General features: G+C 72.8%; 17 protein-coding genes. 7 read left to right on the forward strand and 10 right to left on the reverse strand.

All coding sequences use genetic code 11. The annotated features are described in order from the left end of the window. Window positions 1–36: 36 nt before the first annotated feature. Window positions 37–885 (reverse strand): sulfurtransferase, encoded by an 849-nt coding sequence (locus tag ACIQMJ_RS23490; protein ID WP_499763150.1) that lies wholly within the window; start codon window positions 883–885, stop codon window positions 37–39. A 61-nt stretch (window positions 886–946) separates the two neighbouring features. On the opposite strand from ACIQMJ_RS23490, the gene ACIQMJ_RS23495 reads away from it, so the two are divergent. The 4 genes from ACIQMJ_RS23495 to ACIQMJ_RS23510 are packed head-to-tail and all read left to right on the forward strand — an operon-like array spanning window position 947 to window position 5,837. Next, entirely contained in the window at window positions 947–1,639 is a 693-nt protein-coding gene (locus ACIQMJ_RS23495; protein WP_106614816.1) for an iron-dependent transcriptional repressor DtxR, read from the forward strand. Further along, complete coding sequence (gene galK / locus ACIQMJ_RS23500) at window positions 1,636–2,796, forward strand: galactokinase (protein ID WP_499763151.1); 1,161 nt, start codon at window positions 1,636–1,638, stop codon at window positions 2,794–2,796. Before ACIQMJ_RS23495 ends, galK begins: the two co-directional genes overlap by 4 nt. Window positions 2,797–2,823: 27 nt before the next feature. Next, entirely contained in the window at window positions 2,824–3,786 is a 963-nt protein-coding gene (gene galE, locus ACIQMJ_RS23505) for a UDP-glucose 4-epimerase GalE (protein WP_499763152.1), read from the forward strand. Beyond that, window positions 3,786–5,837: a prolyl oligopeptidase family serine peptidase gene (locus ACIQMJ_RS23510; RefSeq protein WP_499763153.1), complete on the forward strand. Its 2,052-nt coding sequence runs from the start codon at window positions 3,786–3,788 to the stop codon at window positions 5,835–5,837. The genes galE and ACIQMJ_RS23510 overlap by 1 nt, the downstream gene beginning before the upstream one ends. A gap of 744 nt (window positions 5,838–6,581) precedes the next feature. Here ACIQMJ_RS23510 and ACIQMJ_RS23515 read toward each other — a convergent pair. The 4 genes from ACIQMJ_RS23515 to ACIQMJ_RS23530 form a co-directional block, all read right to left on the reverse strand. After that, window positions 6,582–7,610, reverse strand: coding sequence for a DUF4192 domain-containing protein (locus tag ACIQMJ_RS23515; protein WP_499763154.1), 1,029 nt, complete (start codon window positions 7,608–7,610; stop codon window positions 6,582–6,584). 115 nt (window positions 7,611–7,725) lie between these two features. Then, entirely contained in the window at window positions 7,726–8,490 is a 765-nt protein-coding gene (locus ACIQMJ_RS23520) for a M23 family metallopeptidase (protein ID WP_499763155.1), read from the reverse strand. 123 nt (window positions 8,491–8,613) lie between these two features. Beyond that, on the reverse strand, window positions 8,614–9,126 hold the full coding sequence (locus ACIQMJ_RS23525; RefSeq protein WP_499763156.1) for a M23 family metallopeptidase: 513 nt from the start codon (window positions 9,124–9,126) through the stop codon (window positions 8,614–8,616). Between the two features lie 92 nt (window positions 9,127–9,218). Then, complete coding sequence (locus tag ACIQMJ_RS23530) at window positions 9,219–11,060, reverse strand: Xaa-Pro dipeptidyl-peptidase (protein WP_499763157.1); 1,842 nt, start codon at window positions 11,058–11,060, stop codon at window positions 9,219–9,221. Between the two features lie 159 nt (window positions 11,061–11,219). Here ACIQMJ_RS23530 and add point away from each other — a divergent pair, with 159 nt between their 5' ends. Continuing rightward, window positions 11,220–12,221, forward strand: a complete 1,002-nt coding sequence (add, locus tag ACIQMJ_RS23535) for an adenosine deaminase (protein WP_499763158.1) — start codon at window positions 11,220–11,222, stop codon at window positions 12,219–12,221. Here the strand turns inward: add and ACIQMJ_RS23540 are convergent. Beyond that, the gene (locus ACIQMJ_RS23540) at window positions 12,178–13,341 is read right to left on the reverse strand and encodes an MFS transporter (RefSeq protein WP_499763159.1); all 1,164 of its coding nucleotides are present in this window, start codon (window positions 13,339–13,341) and stop codon (window positions 12,178–12,180) included. The two genes, add and ACIQMJ_RS23540, sit on opposite strands and share 44 nt — an antisense overlap. Next, the gene (locus ACIQMJ_RS23545) at window positions 13,341–14,243 is read right to left on the reverse strand and encodes an alpha/beta hydrolase (protein WP_499763160.1); all 903 of its coding nucleotides are present in this window, start codon (window positions 14,241–14,243) and stop codon (window positions 13,341–13,343) included. The genes ACIQMJ_RS23540 and ACIQMJ_RS23545 overlap by 1 nt, the downstream gene beginning before the upstream one ends. Before the next feature lie 71 nt (window positions 14,244–14,314). Here ACIQMJ_RS23545 and ACIQMJ_RS23550 point away from each other — a divergent pair, with 71 nt between their 5' ends. Together ACIQMJ_RS23550 and ACIQMJ_RS23555 are read left to right on the forward strand one after the other, a co-directional pair. Next, window positions 14,315–15,181 carry a LysR family transcriptional regulator gene (locus ACIQMJ_RS23550; protein WP_499763161.1) on the forward strand — a complete coding sequence of 289 codons (867 nt, stop codon included), beginning with the start codon at window positions 14,315–14,317 and terminating at the stop codon, window positions 15,179–15,181. Then, window positions 15,178–16,398, forward strand: coding sequence for a family 4 glycosyl hydrolase (locus tag ACIQMJ_RS23555; protein WP_499763162.1), 1,221 nt, complete (start codon window positions 15,178–15,180; stop codon window positions 16,396–16,398). Before ACIQMJ_RS23550 ends, ACIQMJ_RS23555 begins: the two co-directional genes overlap by 4 nt. Here the strand turns inward: ACIQMJ_RS23555 and ACIQMJ_RS23560 are convergent. Genes ACIQMJ_RS23560 through ACIQMJ_RS23570 form a run of 3 tightly spaced genes read right to left on the reverse strand, consistent with a single transcriptional unit; the run spans window position 16,386 to window position 18,723 of the window. Further along, window positions 16,386–17,018 carry an endonuclease V gene (locus ACIQMJ_RS23560; RefSeq protein ID WP_499763163.1) on the reverse strand — a complete coding sequence of 211 codons (633 nt, stop codon included), beginning with the start codon at window positions 17,016–17,018 and terminating at the stop codon, window positions 16,386–16,388. The genes ACIQMJ_RS23555 and ACIQMJ_RS23560 overlap by 13 nt on opposite strands. Then, the gene (locus ACIQMJ_RS23565) at window positions 17,015–17,947 is read right to left on the reverse strand and encodes a DUF3500 domain-containing protein (protein WP_499763164.1); all 933 of its coding nucleotides are present in this window, start codon (window positions 17,945–17,947) and stop codon (window positions 17,015–17,017) included. Before ACIQMJ_RS23565 ends, ACIQMJ_RS23560 begins: the two co-directional genes overlap by 4 nt. Continuing rightward, a complete protein-coding gene (locus ACIQMJ_RS23570) occupies window positions 17,947–18,723 on the reverse strand; it encodes a Tat pathway signal sequence domain protein (RefSeq protein ID WP_499763165.1) in 777 nt (258 codons plus the stop codon). Before ACIQMJ_RS23570 ends, ACIQMJ_RS23565 begins: the two co-directional genes overlap by 1 nt. Window positions 18,724–18,828: the final 105 nt, after the last annotated feature.

Here is an 18,828-nt window from a genome sequence, read left to right on the forward strand (position 1 = left end):
GGTCGGAGCGTCGCCCGACCGGCCGTTCCGGCTTGTTCAGCCCGCTTCCGGACCCGTCGCGGCGGGTCGGGACGGGTCCGAGGACCACTGGGACCACGAGCCCGCGTAGAGCGGGGCGGGCGCGTCCGGCTTCGTGATGCCGGCCACCTCCAGGGCCAGGACCACGGAGGACGCCGTGACGCCGGACCCGCAGTAGGCCGCCACCGGGCGGTCCGGGGAGACGCCGATCGCCTCGAAGCGCTCGGCCAGCGCCGCGGCGGGCAGCCAGCGGCCGTCGGACGTGTGGCCCGAGGTCGGCGCGTTCAGCGCGCCCGGGATGTGACCGGCCCGCGGGTCGACCGGCTCGGTCTCGCCCCGGTAGCGCTCGGGCGCGCGGGCGTCGAGCAGCGTGCCGGTCCCGGTGAACGCGGCGGCCCCGTCCGCGTCCAGCACGGGCATGGAGCCGGGCCGCACCTCGACGTCGCCGGGCACGGGCGTCGGCGTGTCCGCGTCGACCGGACGGCCCTCGGCGGTCCACGCCGCGTAACCGCCGTCCAGGACCGCCACCTCAGGGTGACCGGCCCACCGCAGCAGCCACCACGCACGGGCGGCGACCGAGCCGTCACCGCCGTCGTACGCCACGACCGGGTGATCCCGGCGGACGCCGGCGGCGCGCAGCACCGCCTGGAGCGCCGACGGGTCCGGCAGCGGGTGGCGGCCACCGGCTCCCGGTGGGGCGGACAGCTCGGTGTCGAGGTCGACGTAGACGGCACCGGGAACGTGCCCGACCTCGTAGTCTTGACGTCCCGGCGGTCCGCCCAGTCGCCAGCGGACGTCGAGCACGACGGGTGGTTCGGCCCCGTCCAGCGCGGCGGCCAGGGCTTCGGTGCTGATCAGTGGGTGCACGGCACCATCCTGCACCCGTGACCGGCCGACTAGCATTGACGCCATACGAAGGGGAGCGGGTGTGAACGAGCTCATCGACACTACCGAGATGTACCTCCGCACGATCTACGAGCTCGAAGAAGAGGGCGTAGTGCCTCTGCGCGCGCGGATCGCCGAGCGGCTGGCGCAGAGCGGTCCGACGGTCAGCCAGACGGTCGGGCGGATGGAGCGCGACGGTCTGGTCATCGTGGCGGACGACCGCCACCTGGAGCTGACCGAGCAGGGTCGCAACCTGGCCATCGCGGTCATGCGCAAGCACCGGCTCGCCGAGCGCCTCCTGGTCGACATCATCGGCCTGGAGTGGGAGCACGTGCACAGCGAGGCGTGCCGCTGGGAGCACGTCATGAGCGAGGCCGTCGAGCGCAAGCTGGTCAAGCTCCTCGGCAACCCCACCACCTCGCCCTACGGCAACCCCATCCCGGGCCTGGACAAGCTGGGCGACGGCGAGCCCGCCCCGGCGGCCGAGTCGGACCTGGTGCGCGTGGACGAGGTGGCCCGGCGCGGCGGCGGTCGCGTCGAGGTGCGCCGGATCGCCGAGCACGTGCAGCTCGACCCGGATTTGATGGCCGAGTTGAAGGCCGCCGGCGTGGTGCCGGGCGGCACGGTCGAGATCGACTCGCTGGGCGGCGCGAAGGTCATCCAGGTGCGCGGCAACGGCACGGTCGCCGAGCTGGACCCGGCCGTGGCGCACGCCGTCCTGGTGCAGGCCCGGTGAGCCCTGCGCGGCGCGCGATCGCCGCGTTCAGCCGGGTGCACGGGGCGGCGCCCGCGGGTGTGTGGTCCGCGCCTGGTCGGGTGAACCTGATCGGGGAGCACACGGATTACAACGACGGTTTCGTGCTGCCGTTCGCGTTGCCGTACCGGACCGCGGTGGCCGCGTCACCGCGGGACGACGGCCGGTTGCTGGTGGCCACGGTCGGTGACGACGGCACGGTGCAGCACGCGTCCCCGGTGGTCGTCGCCGATCTGGCACCCGGCGTGGTGGGCGGGTGGGCGGCGTACCCGTCGGGTGTGGCGTGGGTGTTGCGCGAGCAGGGTGTGTCCGGTGGGGCGAACCTGGTGATCGCGGGTGATGTGCCGGCGGGGGCGGGGTTGTCGTCGTCGCACGCGTTGGAGTGTGCGGTGGCGTTGGCGCTGCTGGGGTTGGCGAAGCGGCCGGTGGATGATCTGCCGGTGGTGGCGCGGTGGGTGCAGCGGGCGGAGAACGAGTTCGTGGGTGCGCCGACGGGGTTGTTGGACCAGACGGCGTCGTTGTGCTGCACCGAGGCGCACGTGTTGTTCTTGGACGTGCGGTCGTTCGAGGCGGAGCAGGTGCCGTTCGACGCCGCGGCGCACGGGTTGGAGGTGCTGGTGGTCGACACGCGGGCGAGTCATTCGCACACCGACGGTGGTTATGGTGCGCGGCGGGCGGGGTGTGAGCGTGCGGCGTCGGTGCTGGGGGTCGCGGCGTTGCGGGACGTGGACGTGGCGGGGTTGGACGGTGTTCTGGGGCGGGTGCCGCAGGAGCTGCGGCCGTTGGTGCGGCATGTGGTGACCGAGAACGAGCGGGTGTTGTCGGCGGTGGGGTTGTTGCGGGCGGGTCGGTTGGCGGAGTTGGGGCCGTTGCTGGACGCCTCGCACGCCTCGTTGCGCGACGACTACAGGGTCTCCGCGCCGGAGTTGGATGTCGCGGTGGACGCGGCGAAGGCGGCCGGGGCGTTGGGTGCGCGGATGGTGGGTGGCGGGTTCGGCGGGTCGGCGATCGCGCTGGTGCCCGTGGACCGGCATGACGAGGTGGTGCGGGCGGTGGTGGCGGCGTTCGCCCGGCGGGGTTGGGCCACGCCCAGGACGTTCACGGCGGTGCCCTCCGCAGGCGCCGGCCAGGATCAATGACGGTCTAGTCGAAAGCAGGGATGCAGGGTGAAGTTGCTCGTCACGGGCGGTGCCGGGTACGTGGGCAGCGTCTGCGCGGCCAGGCTGGTGGAGTCCGGGCACGAGGTGGTCGTGCTGGACGACCTGTCCACCGGGCACGCGGACGCGGTGCCCGACGGCGTGCGGCTGGTCGAGGCGGGCATCGACGACGCGATCGGCGGCGTGCTCGCGGAGGGCTACGACGGCGTGCTGCACTTCGCGGCCAAGTCGCTGGTCGGCGAGTCCATGCAGGACCCGGCGAAGTACTGGCACGGCAACGTGGTGACGTCGCTGCGGCTGCTGGACGCGATGCGCGAGCACGGCACGCCGCGGCTGGTGTTCTCCTCCACCGCCGCCACCTACGGCGAGCCGGAGCAGGTGCCGATCGCGGAGACCGCGCCGACGCGGCCCACCAACACCTACGGCGCGACGAAGCTCGCGATCGACCACGCGATCACCTCCTACGCCGCCGCGCACGGCCTGGCCGCCGTGTCCCTGCGCTACTTCAACGTGGCCGGCGCCTACGGTCGGTTCGGCGAGCGGCACGGCGTGGAGACGCACCTGATCCCGATCGTGCTCCAGGTCGCGTCCGGCCGGCGGGAGCAGGTGCAGGTGTACGGCGACGACTGGCCCACCGACGACGGCACGTGCGTGCGCGACTACATCCACGTCGTGGACCTGGCCGACGCGCACCTGCGGGCGCTGGAGCACGCGACGGCCGGCGAGCACCGCATCTACAACCTGGGCAACGGCCTCGGCTTCTCGGTCAAGCAGGTCATCGACGCCTGCCGCGAGGTGACCGGCCACCCGATCCCCGCCGACGTGGCGCCGCGCCGGGCGGGCGACCCGGCGGTGCTCGTGGCCGGAAGCGAGAAGGCCCGCACCGAGCTGGGTTGGAAGCCCGAGCGGGTGGACCTGGCCGGCATCGTGCGCGACGCGTGGGACTTCACCCGGTCACAACAGGGGGCGTGATGGAAGGCAAGATCACCGAGGCCGGGTTCGGGGACCTGACCTCGTTCACCGAGATGCCGCGGATCTCCGGGCTGGCGCTGTCCCCCGACGGCACCCGGCTCGTCACCGTGGTGGCGACGCTCTCGCCGGACCGCAAGGCGTGGCAGGGTTCGCTGTGGGAGGTCGACCCCGCCGGTGAGCGTCCCGCGCGGCGGTTGACGCGCGGCGCGAAGGGCGAGTCGGCCCCCGCGTTCACGCCGGACGGTGCGCTGCTGTTCCTGTCGGCGCGGCCCGACCAGGAGGCCAAGCCGGCCGAGCGGGACAAGAAGGACAAGACCGCCCTGTGGCTGCTGCCGCCCGTGGGCGAGGCGCGCGAGCTGTGCCGCCCCGCCGGCGGGGTGTCGGACTTCGCGGTGGCCCGGGACGCGGGCACGCTGCTGCTCACCGCGAACGCGCACCCGACCGCGGAGTTCGGCGAGCAGGACGAGGAGCACCGCAAGGCCCGCGAGGAGGCCGGGGTGACCGCGATCCTGCACGAGTCGTACCCGGTGCGGTACTGGGACTCCGACCTCGGGCCGAGCTTCCCCCGCCTCCTGGCCACCACGTCGCCGGTCGACGCGGACCGCACGCGCGTCGACCCGTCGTCGGACCTGGTCGACCTGACGCCCAACGCCGCGGCCCGGCTGGACGACTCGCCCGCCATCAGCCCGGACGGCCGGTGGGTCGTGCACACCGAGGGCGTCGCGGTGAGCGCGTCGTACGGCAAGCGGGTGCGGCTGCGGCTGACGTCCACCGACGGCGCCACCGACCGCGTGCTGGCCGACCTCGACGGGCACTCGTTCCTGCAACCGGTGTTCCTGCCGGACTCGTCGGGCGTCATCGCGGTGCGGGCGCTGGACTCCACACCGGACCGCCCGTGGACGAACACGCTGGTGCGCATCGACCTGGAGTCGGGGTCCGTCGAGGAGCTGGCGGCGGACTTCGCCGAGGAACCCGACCACCCGGTGGTGAGCCCCGCCGGTGACGCGGTGTACTTCACGAGCAGCCACCGCGGGCACCAGCCGATCTGGAAGCTCGACCTGGCGTCCGGCTCCGTGGAGAAGCTGACGGCCTCCGGCGCCTACACCGACGTGCGGGTCAGCCCGGACGGCGCGTCGGTGTACGCGCTGCGCAGCGCCTGGGACCACCCGCCGCAGCCGGTGCGGCTGTCGGCGTCCGGTGTGGACCAGCAGGCCGTGCCGCTGCCCGCGCCCGGCGCGGTGGAGTCCGTGCCGGGGACGTTGACCGAGGTCGAGACGGTCGTCGAGGACGGCCGGACCGTGCGGGCCTGGCTGGTGCTGCCGCACGGCGCGTCGGCCGCCGACCCCGCGCCCCTGCTGCTGTGGGTGCACGGCGGTCCGGTGATGAGCTGGAGCGGGTGGAGCTGGCGCTGGAACCCGTGGCTGATGGCCGCGCGCGGGTACGCCGTGCTGCTGCCGGACCCGGCGCTGTCGACCGGGTACGGGCACGACTTCGTGCGCGCCGGGTGGGCGTCGTGGGGCGCGAAGCCGTACACGGACCTGATGGCGATCACCGACGTGGCGGTGCGGCGGGACGACATCGACGACTCGCGGACGGCCGCCATGGGCGGGTCGTTCGGCGGGTACATGGCTAACTGGATCGCCACGCGGACCGACCGGTTCAAGGCGATCGTGACGCACGCGTCGTTGTGGCACCTGGACGCGTTCACCGGAACCACGGACGACTCGTACTACTGGATCCGGGAGATGGGCGACCCGCTGCGGCAGGAGGACACCGTGCGGGCGAACTCGCCGCACCTGCGCGTGGCGGACATCACGACGCCGATGCTGGTGATCCACGGCGACAAGGACTACCGGGTCCCGATCGGCGAGGGGCAGCGCCTGTACTTCGACCTCGTGAGGCACGGCGTGCCGGCGAAGTTCCTGTACTTCCCGAGCGAGAACCACTGGATCCTGACGCCGGGCAACGCCAAGGTCTGGTACGAGACGATCTTCGCGTTCCTGGCGGAGCACGTGCTCGGCGAGCCCTGGCAGCGGCCGGAACTCGTCTAGACGGACAGGTCCCGGATCGCGTTCGGCCAGCTCAAGCGCCCGGTCGGCGAGGGCTCACACGTGCACCGCGTCGAGCCCTCGCCGACCGATCCCCTCGTCCACCCAGGCCGTCACGCCGTCGGGAGCGGTGCCGCAGCCGTAGGCGTCGAGGAACACCGCAGACGACCCCGCCCGGGTACTCCGACGCCCACGCCGCGTCGGACGACGGCACGACCGTCCGGGCGGCGTCGTGGAAGTCCCGCCGGAGCCGGGCGAACGACCGAAACCCCGCCCCCCACCGCCCCGAGGCACCCGGTGCAGGCGTTCGAGCAACCCGTGCACGGCCGGCGTCCACACCCGGCGGGCCGGTACACGTGGTCACCGACGATCTTGGTCCGCTTCCCATCACCCGCACGTCAGGCGCGGGCCTGGTGGCGTGCCGGCGATTTCCGTGCCGGTGGGAGAGCCGGATCGAGGACGCGGGTTGGCAGCCGACTTCGCCAGCCGGATCACGCCACCCCCGCAGGTCGAGGTCGGCCCCGGTCCGGTGCAGGAAGGTCCGATGTTCGGCGGCGGCGGTTGGCGGCAGGCAGCGGGTTGGCGGCAGGCAGCGGGTTGGCGACAGGTTCGTGGCGGCGGGTTGGCTGGCGGCGGCGAGGCACGGCGAACAGCGCAAGAGTCGCCGCAGGTCATGGGTGCGTGGGGTTTGGAGTGGTGGGTGGCCGGTGGGGATGGGGAGGTGGGGGCGAGCGCGGGGATGTGGGGTCAGGTGTGGTCGGTGGGTGGGGTGGTCCAGTTGGTGGCGGCGGCTTGTTCGGCCAGGTGGCGGATTTGGGTGGGGGACAGGCCGGTGTTCAGGGCGATGCGCAGCAGGCCGGCCAGGCGGTGGCCCGGGTGGGATTCCTCGGCTCGGTCCAGGGCCATGTAGGTCAGGGCGCCGTTGCCCCGGATGTAGGCGGAGAAGGCGAGGAGGGTGGCCGGTTCCGCCCTCTCCGGGGAGGGGCACGCCCGGGTCAGTTCCAGCCACAGGGCCTCGGCGCTCCGGGCGTGGTCGCCGACGCAGTGGACGAGGCCCGCGTCCCTGGTCAGCGGGTTCGACAGGGCGTGGGCCAGGTCGGCGACCTCCTCGTCGGTCAAGGGGCGCTTGCGCGTGCCGGCCCGGACCACCTCGGCGTGGACCAGGTCGAGGTCGCGCGCCGGCGCGGTGGTGTCGTCCGGGAGCGGGTGGGTGGCGGCCAGGCGGTTGAGCAGGGCGGTTCGGCGGGACAGGGCTTCCGGTGAGTCCGGGGTCAGCAGGTCGCCCAGCGCCTCACGGCTCGGGTAGGTGACGTGGCCGTCCGCCGCCGAGGCCGCGGCGAACGCCGTGCTCGACGGGTCCGGCACGGTGCCCGACATGCCGACGTCGTGGTAGTCGAACCAGCGCTCGCCCTTCGCCGTGGCACGCGTCCAGACCGCCAGCAGCAGCCGCACGCCGCCGGCGCGGAGGGCCTCGTCCAGCTCGTCCACCACCGCGTCGTGCGGCAGGTGCTCGGGCGGGTCGCCGGAGCCGCCGCCGACCACGACCACCACCGCGTCGTCACCCCGGCACCCGGCCAGCGGCTCGACCAGCTGCGCCGCCACGCGGTGCCGGACGCCGGGCGGTGGCAGGTCGATGCGCAACGTCATCGCCACGTCGTGGTCGTGCACCACCACGAGCACGACCGAATCGGACGGGTGGAAGCCCAGCAGGTGCGGCACGGCGGCGATCAGGTCGCCCGGGTCGCGGAGGCGGGTCGGGGGCAGGAGCTTCGTCATGGGAACGACGATGGCCGAACGCGGCGAGGGGCGCCGGCGGCGATCGCCGATCTGTGGACAACTCGGAAAAGGCCGCCCCCGGTGATTCCGAGGGCGGCCCGCGACCTGGGGAAACTCAGCAGCTGGGTGCCACCTGGCCGTCCGAACCTGTGTACACGTAGGCATCGGAGATGTAACCGGCCCCGATCTTGTCCCACAGGTTGGTGGTGCCGTACTTGCCGGTGATCGTCTCGCCCTTCGCCTGGCAGCTGATCGTCACCGTCGCGCCGTTGGCCACCGAGCCGACGGCCGCGTACTGCGTCCCGGGACCCGACCGGACCGTCACCGACGCCCCGCTGTCCGTGCCGACGGTGCCGGTCACCCCGGTGGTGCTGCACGAGTTGCGGCTGGTGTAGCTGCGCGTGCCCCAGTAGTAGATCTGCGTCCCGTTGAACGTGATCTTCTGGTCGACCCCGTTGAGCCTCTGCTCGTAGTGCAGGTGCGGCCCGGTCGACCCGCCGGTCGTGCCGACGTTGCCGATCTTCTGGCCGATCCGCACCGACTGCCCGACGCTGACGCTCTGCGCGGACAGGTGCGCGTACCGGGTGCGCCAGCCGGAGCCGTGGTCGATCTCGACCCACCGGCCGTAGCTGGTGCTGCCCTCGTTCGCGACCCGCGACACCGTGCCCGCCGCCGACGCGACCACCGGGTCGCCGTCGTCGTTCGCCCGGTTGAAGTCCACCGAGTTCGCGGGGCTGTGGTTGGTGCGGGTCTGGCCCTCCCACACCTGGTTGCACGGGAACGGCATCTGGAAGTTGGGGGCCGCCGCGGCCTCGCCCTGCGTGAGGACGAGGCCGATCAGCGGCGCCACCAGGGCCGTGACGAACACGCGTCGGCTCATCTGCCACCTCCTTGACGACTGGGAGTGGTCATCCGACCACGCCCGCCCGCCTTAGTGGAAGACTTACCAGACGTCGAGTTAGTGAATTAGTTGCTAACCATCCGAACGGAGCAACAGCCCGTTTCAGCAGTTACGGCTGGTGTAGTTGCGCGTGCCCCAGTAGAGGATCTGCGAGCCGTTGAACACGATCTTCTGCGCCACGCCGTCGAGCCGCTGCTCGAAGTGCAGGTGCGGCCCGGTCGAGCCGCCGGTCGAGCCGACGTCGCCGATGCGCTGCCCCTTCGACACGGACTGCCCCACGCTCACCCGCTGCACGGACAGGTGCGCGTAACGGGTGCGCCACCCGCCCCCGTGCCCGATCTCGATCCACCGGCCGTAGCTGGTGCTCCCCTCGTTCTCCACCCGCGTCACCGTGCCCGCGGCCGACGCCACGACCGGGTCACCCAGGTCGTTGGCCCGGTTGAAGTCCACGGCGTTGGCCGGGCTGTGACCCGTCCGGGTCTGCCCCTCCCACACCTGGTTGCACGGGAAGGGCATCTGGAACGCGGGCGCCGCGGCGGCCTCGCCCTGCGTGAGGGCGAGGCCGACCAGCGGCGCGACCAGTGCCGTGACGAAAGCGCGCCGGGTTCGGCTCATCTGCCACCTCCTTGACGACTGTGGCGCCGATGGGACCACAACCGCACCCGTCAGTGGAAGACTTTCCAAGTAGACGCTTCGTAAATTAGTTTCTAACCAACCGATCGGCGCAACGCGGCGAGCCCGCCGACCACGGGCAGTTCGACCACGGTCTGCGTGAGGTCGACCGACAGCCCGGCGCCCGGCTCCGGCCGCAGCGTGTAGTCGTAGTCAGAAGAGATCAGCACGAACTCGACGCGGTGACCAGACGGGACCACGTAGTCGTTCGGCTGCAGCTCCACCTCGACCCGGTACCGCTTGCCCGGCTCGACCGGCTTGGTCAGCGACGGCGACACCCGGTTCTGCGGGTCGGTCCACCCCCGCGTGATCACGTGCGACGTGCCGTCCGGCGCGCGGTCCACCAGCAGCGCGGTCACGTTGGCCGCGGGCCGGTCGAACGAGATCGCCAGGTCGACCCGGGCCGTGCCGGAGAACCGGACCGGCTCGGTGGTCGGCCGCGTGGCGTACGACAGCCGGTTGCCGGAGCTGGGCAGATCCACCAGGTCCTCGGCGAGCTTGGACGAGTCGTCGCGCAACGACTCCACCACGGCGTTGCCGGGCACGGACTCGAACCGCAGCGCGCCCTTGGCCGTGCCGCCCGCCCACGGGTACACGCGGGCCTTCGACGTGCCGGGAGCGGGCCAGTCGGCCTCGTCCACCCACGTGGTCCGGTCCTCGCGCTGGATCGTCGCCTTGGGCTCGCGCTCGATGCCGTTGTCCACGCCGTACAGGTAGTGGCTGAACCAGCGGTTGATCGTGCGCCGCCACTCGACCGGGCGCAGCGTGTCGGGGTCGGTGTGCCCGGACTGGTGCAGCCAGATCTTGTGCTCCACGCCGTGCCGCCGCAGCGCGTCGTACCACTGCGCGACGTGCTTGACCTTGACGTTCCAGTCGCTCAACCCGTGCACGGCCAGCACCGCGGCCCGCACCTTCGAGGCGTCCTTGACGTAGTTCCGCTCGTCCCAGAACTCGCTGTAGTCGCCGGTCACGCGGTCCTGCCGGGCGGCCACCTCGGCGATCACCGGCTTGCAGACCTCCCGGTCCTCGCGCGTGTAGACGTACTCCGCCAGCACGTCGAGGTCCTCGCCCTGGAACGTGCCGGGCGCGACCACCGCGCCGTCGGCCCGGTAGTAGTCGTACCAGCTGGAGATGGCCGCGATGGGCACGATGGCCTCCAGGCCCTCGACCCCGGTGGCGGCCACCGCGTTGGGGAGGGTGCCGTTGTACGACACGCCCATCATGCCGACCTTGCCGGTGGTCCAGCCCGCCACGACCGGCGCGCCCGCCGCGTCGCGCGCGGTGGTGCGGCCGTTCAGCCAGTCCACCACGGACCGGGAGCCGGTGGTCTCGTTCTCACCGCCGGAGGTGGGGCAGCCCGACGACTTGCCGGTGCCCAGCGACTCGGCGTAGACCATGGCGAAGCCGCGGGAGAGGAAGTAGTCCTCGTAGCGCCCGGACCGGATCGGCGCGGGGTTGGGCCCGACGGCGGCGGCGATCCGCTCGTCCGCCTGCGCCTTGAGCAGCGACCCGTCGCGCTTGTCGTACCCGCCGCGCCGGTTCGGCACGTACAGCTCCACGTCGACGTTGTGGTTGGCCACGTCGTTGCCGCCGGAGAAGTACGGGCTGTTGAAGAACACGACCGGGACCTTCAGCCCGCGGTCGGTGGCCTTCTGGCGCACGACCTCGGTGTAGACCTCGTCGTCGTGCCCGTCGCGGTCGCTGTCGACCGGGGCCCGCACCCACACGCTCTCGCGCACCACGTCCTTCGGGTCGAAGACGGGTTGCGCCTCGCCGCCGACGAACACCGGGCCCTCCGCCGCGCCCTCGGCCACGGCGGGCGCGAGCCCCAACGTGACCAGGGCGGCGAGCACCGCGGCTCTCCGTGCACCCTTCACGACCGAACCCCCATCATGCGTAGGACAGGTTTGCGGCTGACCCTCCCCCGCGCCACAACCCCTGTCAAGGGCGTCCAAAGTCCACAGTGGACATCATCCGAAGACCCGACGAACGGCCCCTTGACCAGCGGCGGAGACCTGTGCAGACTCGCCCGGGCCATGCGTGACTTCATCGCCGCGCTGCCCAAAGTGGAGTTGCACGTCCACCTCGTCGGGTCAGCCTCCCCCGCCACCGTCCTCACCCTCGCCCGCCGGCACCCGCAGCACGGGGTCCCGACCGACGAGGCCGACCTGCTCCGGTTCTACGAGTTCACCGACTTCGGCCACTTCATCGACGTCTACGCGGCGGTGAACGACCTGGTCACCACCGGTGAGGACGTCGCCGAGCTGGTGCTGGGGCTGGCCGAGGAGCAGGCGCGGCGCAACGTCCGCTACGCCGAGGTGACCGTGAGCGCGACCAGCCACCTGCGGGCCGGCATCGCGCCGGAGGAGCTGGACGAAGCCCTCGCGACGAGCCGCGCGCGGGCCAGGGCCGAGCACGGCGTCGAGCTGGCGTGGGTGTTCGACATCCCCGGCCTGTGGGACCGGGACTTCGGCCTGACCAGCGCGAAGTACGCGGTCACGCACCGGCCGGCGGGCACCGTCGGCTTCGGCCTGGGCGGGTTCGAGGCGGACGCGCCGAGGCGGGCGTTCCGCGAGGCGTTCGCGGTGGCCCGGGACGCGGGCCTGCACTGCGTGCCGCACGCGGGCGAGACCACGGGCCCCGACCAGGTCCGGGAGGCGCTCGACGAGCTGCACGCCGAGCGGATCGGCCACGGCGTCAACGCGGCGGCCGACCCGGAGCTGCTGCGCCGGCTGGCCGCCGAGGGCATCACCCTGGAGGTCTGCCCCACCTCGAACATCCGCACGGGTGCCGTGCGTGCCGTCGAGGACCACCCGCTGCCGAGGTTCCTGGACGCGGGCGTGCCGGTGACCCTGGCCACGGACGACCCCGGCATGTTCCACACCGACCTGGACCGCGAGTACCTGCTGTGCCACGAGGTGTTCGGCCTGGGCGAGTCGGAGCTGGCCGAGCTGGCCCGCACCGGGGTGCGGGCCAGCTACGCGCCCGACGAGCTCAAGCGGTCACTGCTGGCCGAGATCGACGCGCTCGGCCGCTGACGCCGCTCGCCACCGCCACGCCGAGCGCGGCCAGGGCCATCGCCGCGCCCACCCAGTTGGGCGCGGTGTAGCCGAGCCCGGCGTCGATCGCCACGCCACCGAGCCACGCGCCCGCCGCGTTGCCGAGGTTGAACGCGGCGATGTTCGCCGCCGAGGCCAGCGCGGGCGCGCCCGCCGCCTGCTCCAGCACCCTGGTCTGCAACGGCGCCACGGTCGCGAAGCCGAACACGCCGAACACCGCGATCGTGACCGCCGCGGGCACCGCCCAGTGCGCGGTGACCGCGAACACCGCCAGCACCACCGCCAGCGCACCCAGGAACGCGTACAGGCTGGGCATCAGGCGGCGGTCCGCCGCACGCCCGCCGACCACGTTGCCCACGAACAGCCCGACCCCGAACAGCACCAGCAGCCACGTCACCGCGCCCGGCGAGAACCCGGCCACCTCGGTCATCATCGGCGCGACGTAGGTGAACGACGCGAACACCGCGCCGAACCCGAGCGCCGTGGTCGCCAGCGCGAGCCACACCCCCGGCCGGCGGAACACCGCCAGCTCGCCGCGCAACCCGGTGGACGCGGGCTGCGGCGGCACCAGCGCCACGATCCCCACCAGCCCGGCCACGCCCAGCGCGGTCACCGCCCAGAACGTCGAGCGCCAGCCGAACTCCTGCCCCAGCGCGGTCCCGGCCGGCACGCCCAGCACGTTCGCCGCGGTCAGCCCGGTGAACATCATCGCGATCGCCCGCGCCCGGCGGTCCGGCGCGACCAGCCCCGCCGCCACCACCGAGCCGACGCCGAAGAACGCGCCGTGGCACAGCGCGGCGACCACCCGTCCCACCATCAGCACGGCGTAGTCGTCGGCCACCGCGCACACCAGGTTGCCCAGCACGAACAACGCCATCAGGCCGACCAGGAGCTGCTTGCGGGGCAGCCGCGACCCACCCGCGGTGATCAGCGGCGCGCCGACCACGACGCTGAGCGCGTAGCCGGACACCAGCAGCCCGGCGGACGGGATCGACACGCCGAGATCGCCCGCCACCTGTGGCAACAGGCCCACGATCACGAACTCGGTGGTGCCGATGCCGAACGCGCCGACGGCCAGCGCGAGCAGCGCGGGCGGCATCACCGGGCACCCAGCCAGGTCCGCAGCTCACCCAGCAGCACGCGGTAGGCGTCCAGCACCCCGTCCATCAACACGAACGGGTGAATCGTGCCGTCGATCCGGCGCAGCCGCACCGGCACGCCGGCCGCCTCCAGCTTCGCCGCGTACCGCTCGCCGTCGTCCCGCACCGGGTCGTGCTCGGCGACGGCCACGAACGTGCGCGGCAGCCCCTCCACCGCGGCCCGCAGCGGCGCGGCCAGGTCGGTGACCTCCGCGGCGCCGAGGTAGTGCGACCAGAACCACCGCATCGTGCCGGCCGACAGCGCGTAGCCGGTCTCGTGCTCCACATAGGACTGCGTGGTGAAGTCCACGTCCAGCGCCGGGACGACCAGCACCTGGAACGCGAGGTCGAGCTTGCCGCGGGCCTCCAGCGCCACCGCGGCGGCGAGGTTGCCGCCGGCGCTGTCCCCCATCACGCCGATCCGCGCCGGGTCGACGTCCACCGACGCGGCGTGCTCGAACAGCCACGCCGTGGCCGCGTACGAGTCGTCCAGCGGCACGGGGAACGGGTGCTCCGGCGCCTTCTGGTAGTTCACCGCGAACACCGCGTGCCCGGTGGCGTTGGCCAGCGCGCGCAGCGCCACGTCGTAGATGTCGAGGTTGCACGTCACCCAGCCGCTGCCGTGCAGGAACACGATCGCGGGGAACGGCCCGTCGCCCTCGGGGTAGTAGATGCGCGCGGGCAGGTCGGCCGTCGGGCCGGGCACGAAGAGGTGCGCGACCCTGGCCACCGGCTCCGGCGTGCCCTGGAACGCCAGGAACCCCCATTGCGCCTGACGCGCCCCGAAGACGCCCAACTCCTCCAACGCGGGCGCGCCGGCCAGCTTCTCCAGCACCGCCCGCGCCTGTTCGTTCAATGCCATGAACCGATCATCCGATGACCTGCGGGGATAAGTCCAAGGCATGTTCGTTCTGGTATCCATAAACTGACGTCATGAGCCTGAGGCAGTTCGAGTACCTGGTCGCGGTCGTGGACGAGGGTTCCTTCACCCGCGCCGCCGAAGCGCTGCACGTCACGCAGCCGGCGCTGTCCCACCAGATCCAAGCCCTGGAACGGACCGTGGGCACGAGGCTGCTCGACCGGCTCCCCCGCGCCGTCCGCCTCACGCCCGCCGGTCGCGCCTGGCTGCCCCACGCCCGCGCCGCCTTGGCCGAAGCCGAGCGCGCGCTCACCGCCGCACGGCGCACGGCGGGCGTGGAGTGCGGCGAGCTGCGCGTGGCCACGCTCTACTCGCTCACCCTCGGCGTGCTGCCGCCCGTGCTCCGGTGCTGGCGCGCGGAACACCCGGACGTGCGCATCCGCCTGTTCGAGCACCGCCACGCCGACGAGCTGCGCGAGGCGATGGCCGACGGGCAGGCCGACATCGCCCTCGGCCCGGAGCCCGCGAACTGGCCCGGCTTCCGGCAGCGGCTCGGCGTGGAGGAGTTCGTGGTGGTCCTGCCGCCCGACACGCACCACCGCGAGCCGATCGACCTGCGGGAGCTGGCCGACGTCGGGTGGGTGCACTACGCGCCGGGCAACGGCCTGGCCGACCTGGTCGACGCGGCGTGCGCGGAGCGCGGCTTCCAGCCGGGCGCGGCCGTGCGCACCGAGCAGACCGCGGCGGCGCCCGTGCTGGCCGCCTCCGGGCTGGGGCCGGCGCTCGTTCCGCGCAACATCGTGCCGGAGACGTTCGACGGCGCGGTCCTCCGCACCGATCCCCCGGTGCGGCGCACCCTGGTCGCGTACGCGCACAAAACGCCGGACCCGCTCGCGTCGGCCTTCGTGGCCTTGCTCGCCGAGGCAGGATGGGACGCATGAGGCTGGTCATCCTGGGCGGCGGCGGCTTCCGCGTGCCGCTGGTGCACAAGGCGCTGGACGAGCGCATCACCGAAGTGGTGCTGCACGACGTGGACGCGCACCGGCTGCACGCGATCCGCCGGGTCCTGCGCGACGGCCCGCCGGTCACCGCCACCACCGACCTGGACGAGGCGCTGCGCGGCGCGGACTTCGTGTTCTCCGCGATCCGGGTCGGCGGCCTGGCCGGGCGGGCGATCGACGAGGAGGTCGCCCACGCGCACGGGGTGCTGGGGCAGGAGACCGTCGGCGCGGGCGGCGTCGCGTACGGCCTGCGCACCGCCCCGGTGGCGGACGCCATCGCCCGGCGGGTCGCCGAACTGGCGCCCCGGGCCTGGGTCGTCAACTTCACCAACCCGGCCGGGCTGATCACCGAGGTCATGGCCCGCCACCTCGGCGGCCGAGTGATCGGGATCTGCGACTCGCCGCTGGGCCTGTGCCGCCGCGTCGCCAAGGCGCTCGACGTGGAGGACACGACGTTCGACTACGCGGGCCTGAACCACCTCGGCTGGCTGCAAGGCGTCCACGTGGGCGCGGAGAACCTGCTGCCGGCGCTGCTGGCCGACGACGAGGCGTTGACGAGCTTCGAGGAAGGCCGGTTGTTCGGCGCGGAGTGGTTGCGGGCGTTGGGCGTCATCCCCAACGAGTACCTGCACTACTACTACTCGACGCGTGAGGCGTTGGGCGACAACCGCGGCGCTTTCCTGCTCGGGCAACAGCAACGCTTCTACGACGGTGACGTGGACTGGGAGACCACGCGGTTGGAGCGTGAAGCGACGTACATGGCCCAGGAACGCGAACGCGACAGCGTCGAGGGCGGCGGTTACGAGCACGTGGCGATGGCGTTGATGCGCGCCATCGCCGACAACGAGACGGCGACGCTGATCCTCAACGTGCCCAACAACGGCACCTTGTCCACTTTGGACGACGACGCGATCGTGGAGGTGCCGTGCGAGGTCGACGCGACGGGCGCGCGTCCCCTCCCGGTGAGCCCGCTCCCCGACCACGCGGCCGGTCTCGTCACGTCGGTCAAGGCGGTGGACCGGCTGGTCATGGAGGGCACGCGGGCGGCGGCGCTCAAGGCGTTCGCCCTGCACCCGCTGGTCGACTCGGTCGCCACCGCCCGAAGCCTGCTGGACACCTACGTGCGGCGGCACCCGGAACTGGCCTACCTGAGCTGAGCCCGTCCCAACGCGTCGGAACGCCGGGTCGTCTCCGGCAGTCGCGTCACGCACAGCCGCAGCACCTCGGCGCACGCCCGGTCGAGGTCGACGCGGTGCCCCACGGACACGAACACCGGCTTCACGCCCTCACGCGTCCGCAGCGCCCGGCCCACCACCTCGCCGTCGTCCACCAGGTCCGAGTGCGCCCCGCGCACGTCGTCGGGCATGTCGAACCGGCCCATCGGCGTCTTGGCCACGCCGACGCTCGGCAGGCCGGTCACCACCCCGAGGTGGCAGGCCAGCCCGAACCGCCGCGGGTGCGCCAACCCCTGCCCGTCGCACACCAGCAGGTCCGGCGTCACGGTCACCCGCTCCATCGCCTCCAGCAACGACGGCAGCTCCCGGAACGCGAACAGCCCCGGCACGTACGGGAAGTCCGCCCGGCCCGTCACCACGACCGACTCGACCGTCTCCAACGACTCCGCGTCCAGCACGACGACCGCCGCGGCCACCCGGTCGTCGTCGGCGTAGGACACGTCCAGCCCCGCGACGTGCCGCACCACCAGCCCCGGGTCGGTCACCGTCGCCACGAGCGGGCGCAGCCGTTCCTGCTCGGCGACCGCCTCCTCCGGCGTCACGGGTGCCTCACCGCCGCGCGGTGCGCCGCCAGCAGGTCCTCGCCGAAGTCGCCGGACCGCCGCCGCCACACCGAGTGCGCGTGGTTGGCGTCGTTGTCGGTGTTGTCGTACTCGATCAGCAGGTCCGGCCCCTGGATGCGGTAGTAGTGCCCCTGGCCGCGCTTGTCCGAGCCCTCCCACGAGAAGTGCAGCCGGTCCGGGTCCAGCGCGTCGAACTCCTCGTCGGCCAGGTCGCCGGTCAGCCGGTCGAGGTAGTACCGCACCAGCCCGACCAGCAGCCCGCGCGACGCCCGGTCGAGCTGGGCGGGCGTCACGCCGACGGGCTCCAGGTCGCCGACCCGGCGCGCGTTGCCGGTCTTCAGGTCCGGCGGCGGCACGTCGGCGACCACGGCCAAGCCGCGGGCCGTGCGCCCCATCCGGTCCAGCAGCTCGCGGGCCAGCTCCTCCTCCAGCCGCAGCGGTTGCAGCACCGTGCGGCCCCGGTAGGTGGTGCGGGCCGGGTGCGCGCCGAGGAAGAACGGGGTGGCCGACACGCGCCCGTCGGCCACCACCACGCTCACCGACAGGTGGTGACCCTCGACCCGCCAGCCCCACGGCTCGTCACCGGGCTCGCCCAGCAGCACGGTCCAGTAGTCGCCCTGGTGCCGGTCGCGGGTACCGCCCTCGCGGTCGTCCAGCACGTCCTCCAGCGCCATGATCGCGGTCGTCTGGGCGTAGGCGTGCGGGCTGAGCACGCACGACAGCAACCGGTGCACGGCTTTGCGCTGGTCGCGGGTCAGCTCGCCGTACTCGACCCCCGGCCGCACGCCCGGCGTGTACGCCCATCGCGTGCGCAGGTCCTCGGCCATGCTCCCCACCGCCGCCGCCCGCTGTCCTTCGTCCAACAGGTCGAGGAAGCCCCTGGTGGCCTCGGCGATCTCGCGCAGCATCACTCGAACTTATATGCCTTCAGGTCGCGCAGCAGCAGGTGGCAGTCCTGCAACGAGCCGGACGTGTCGCCCAACGACCGGTAGATGCCCCACTTGGGCCGCAGCCGGTCGCCCAGCCAGGTGTCCACGCCGGTCCGGGTGGTGTCGATCACGGTGGACCCGCCGTCGCGCACGACCCACCGCACCCGGCCCGCCCCGCCGTCGCCGATCCCGATCTCGACCTCGGTGTCGATCCACCGGTTCCGCAGCGGCGCGAGGTCGACCGCGCCGACCCGGACACCGCCCTCGAACACCACGAACTCGATCTTCTCCACGCCGCCGGTCCGCCGCAGGGACATCACGGTGACCGGTGACGTGCCGGTGCCGGGCTTCTTGGTCTGCATGATGTGGGTGAAGGTCGTGGTGGCCTTCAACGACGTCGGGATGAACAGCGAGTACGTGAACCGCCACCTCTCCCCCGCGTGCAGGTTCACGTTCTGCCCGTCCGACCGCATGCCCGCCACCTCGTTGCGCTGCCGGTCGGTGGACGTGTCGCGGTCGCGGGTGTGCATGTCGAACCGGTAGGCCGACCCGCTCGGCCGGATGTGGGTGACGCCGGGGTGCGAGCCGGCCCGGTCGTCCTCGACGCTCTCGAACGCCCGCAAGCCGTCGACGGACACCTGCGGGCTCCACCTGAGCTTCCACGAGGCCGCGCGCGCCACGCCGCCTCCCGCTCCCGCGAGCAGCAACGGCGCCGCCACCGCACCCGCCAACACCGAACGACGTGACAGCTCCACGTCGGGCTCCTTCCACCGCAGGGACGATCGCGGCGGCGGTTCGGCAAGTTTGTTTACCAACCCCTGCTCTTGTCAACCCGCCGGTGCGAGCGCCACCACGTCGCC

Source organism: Actinosynnema sp. NPDC091369 (assembly GCF_044757065.1).
Classification (GTDB): domain Bacteria; phylum Actinomycetota; class Actinomycetes; order Mycobacteriales; family Pseudonocardiaceae; genus Actinosynnema.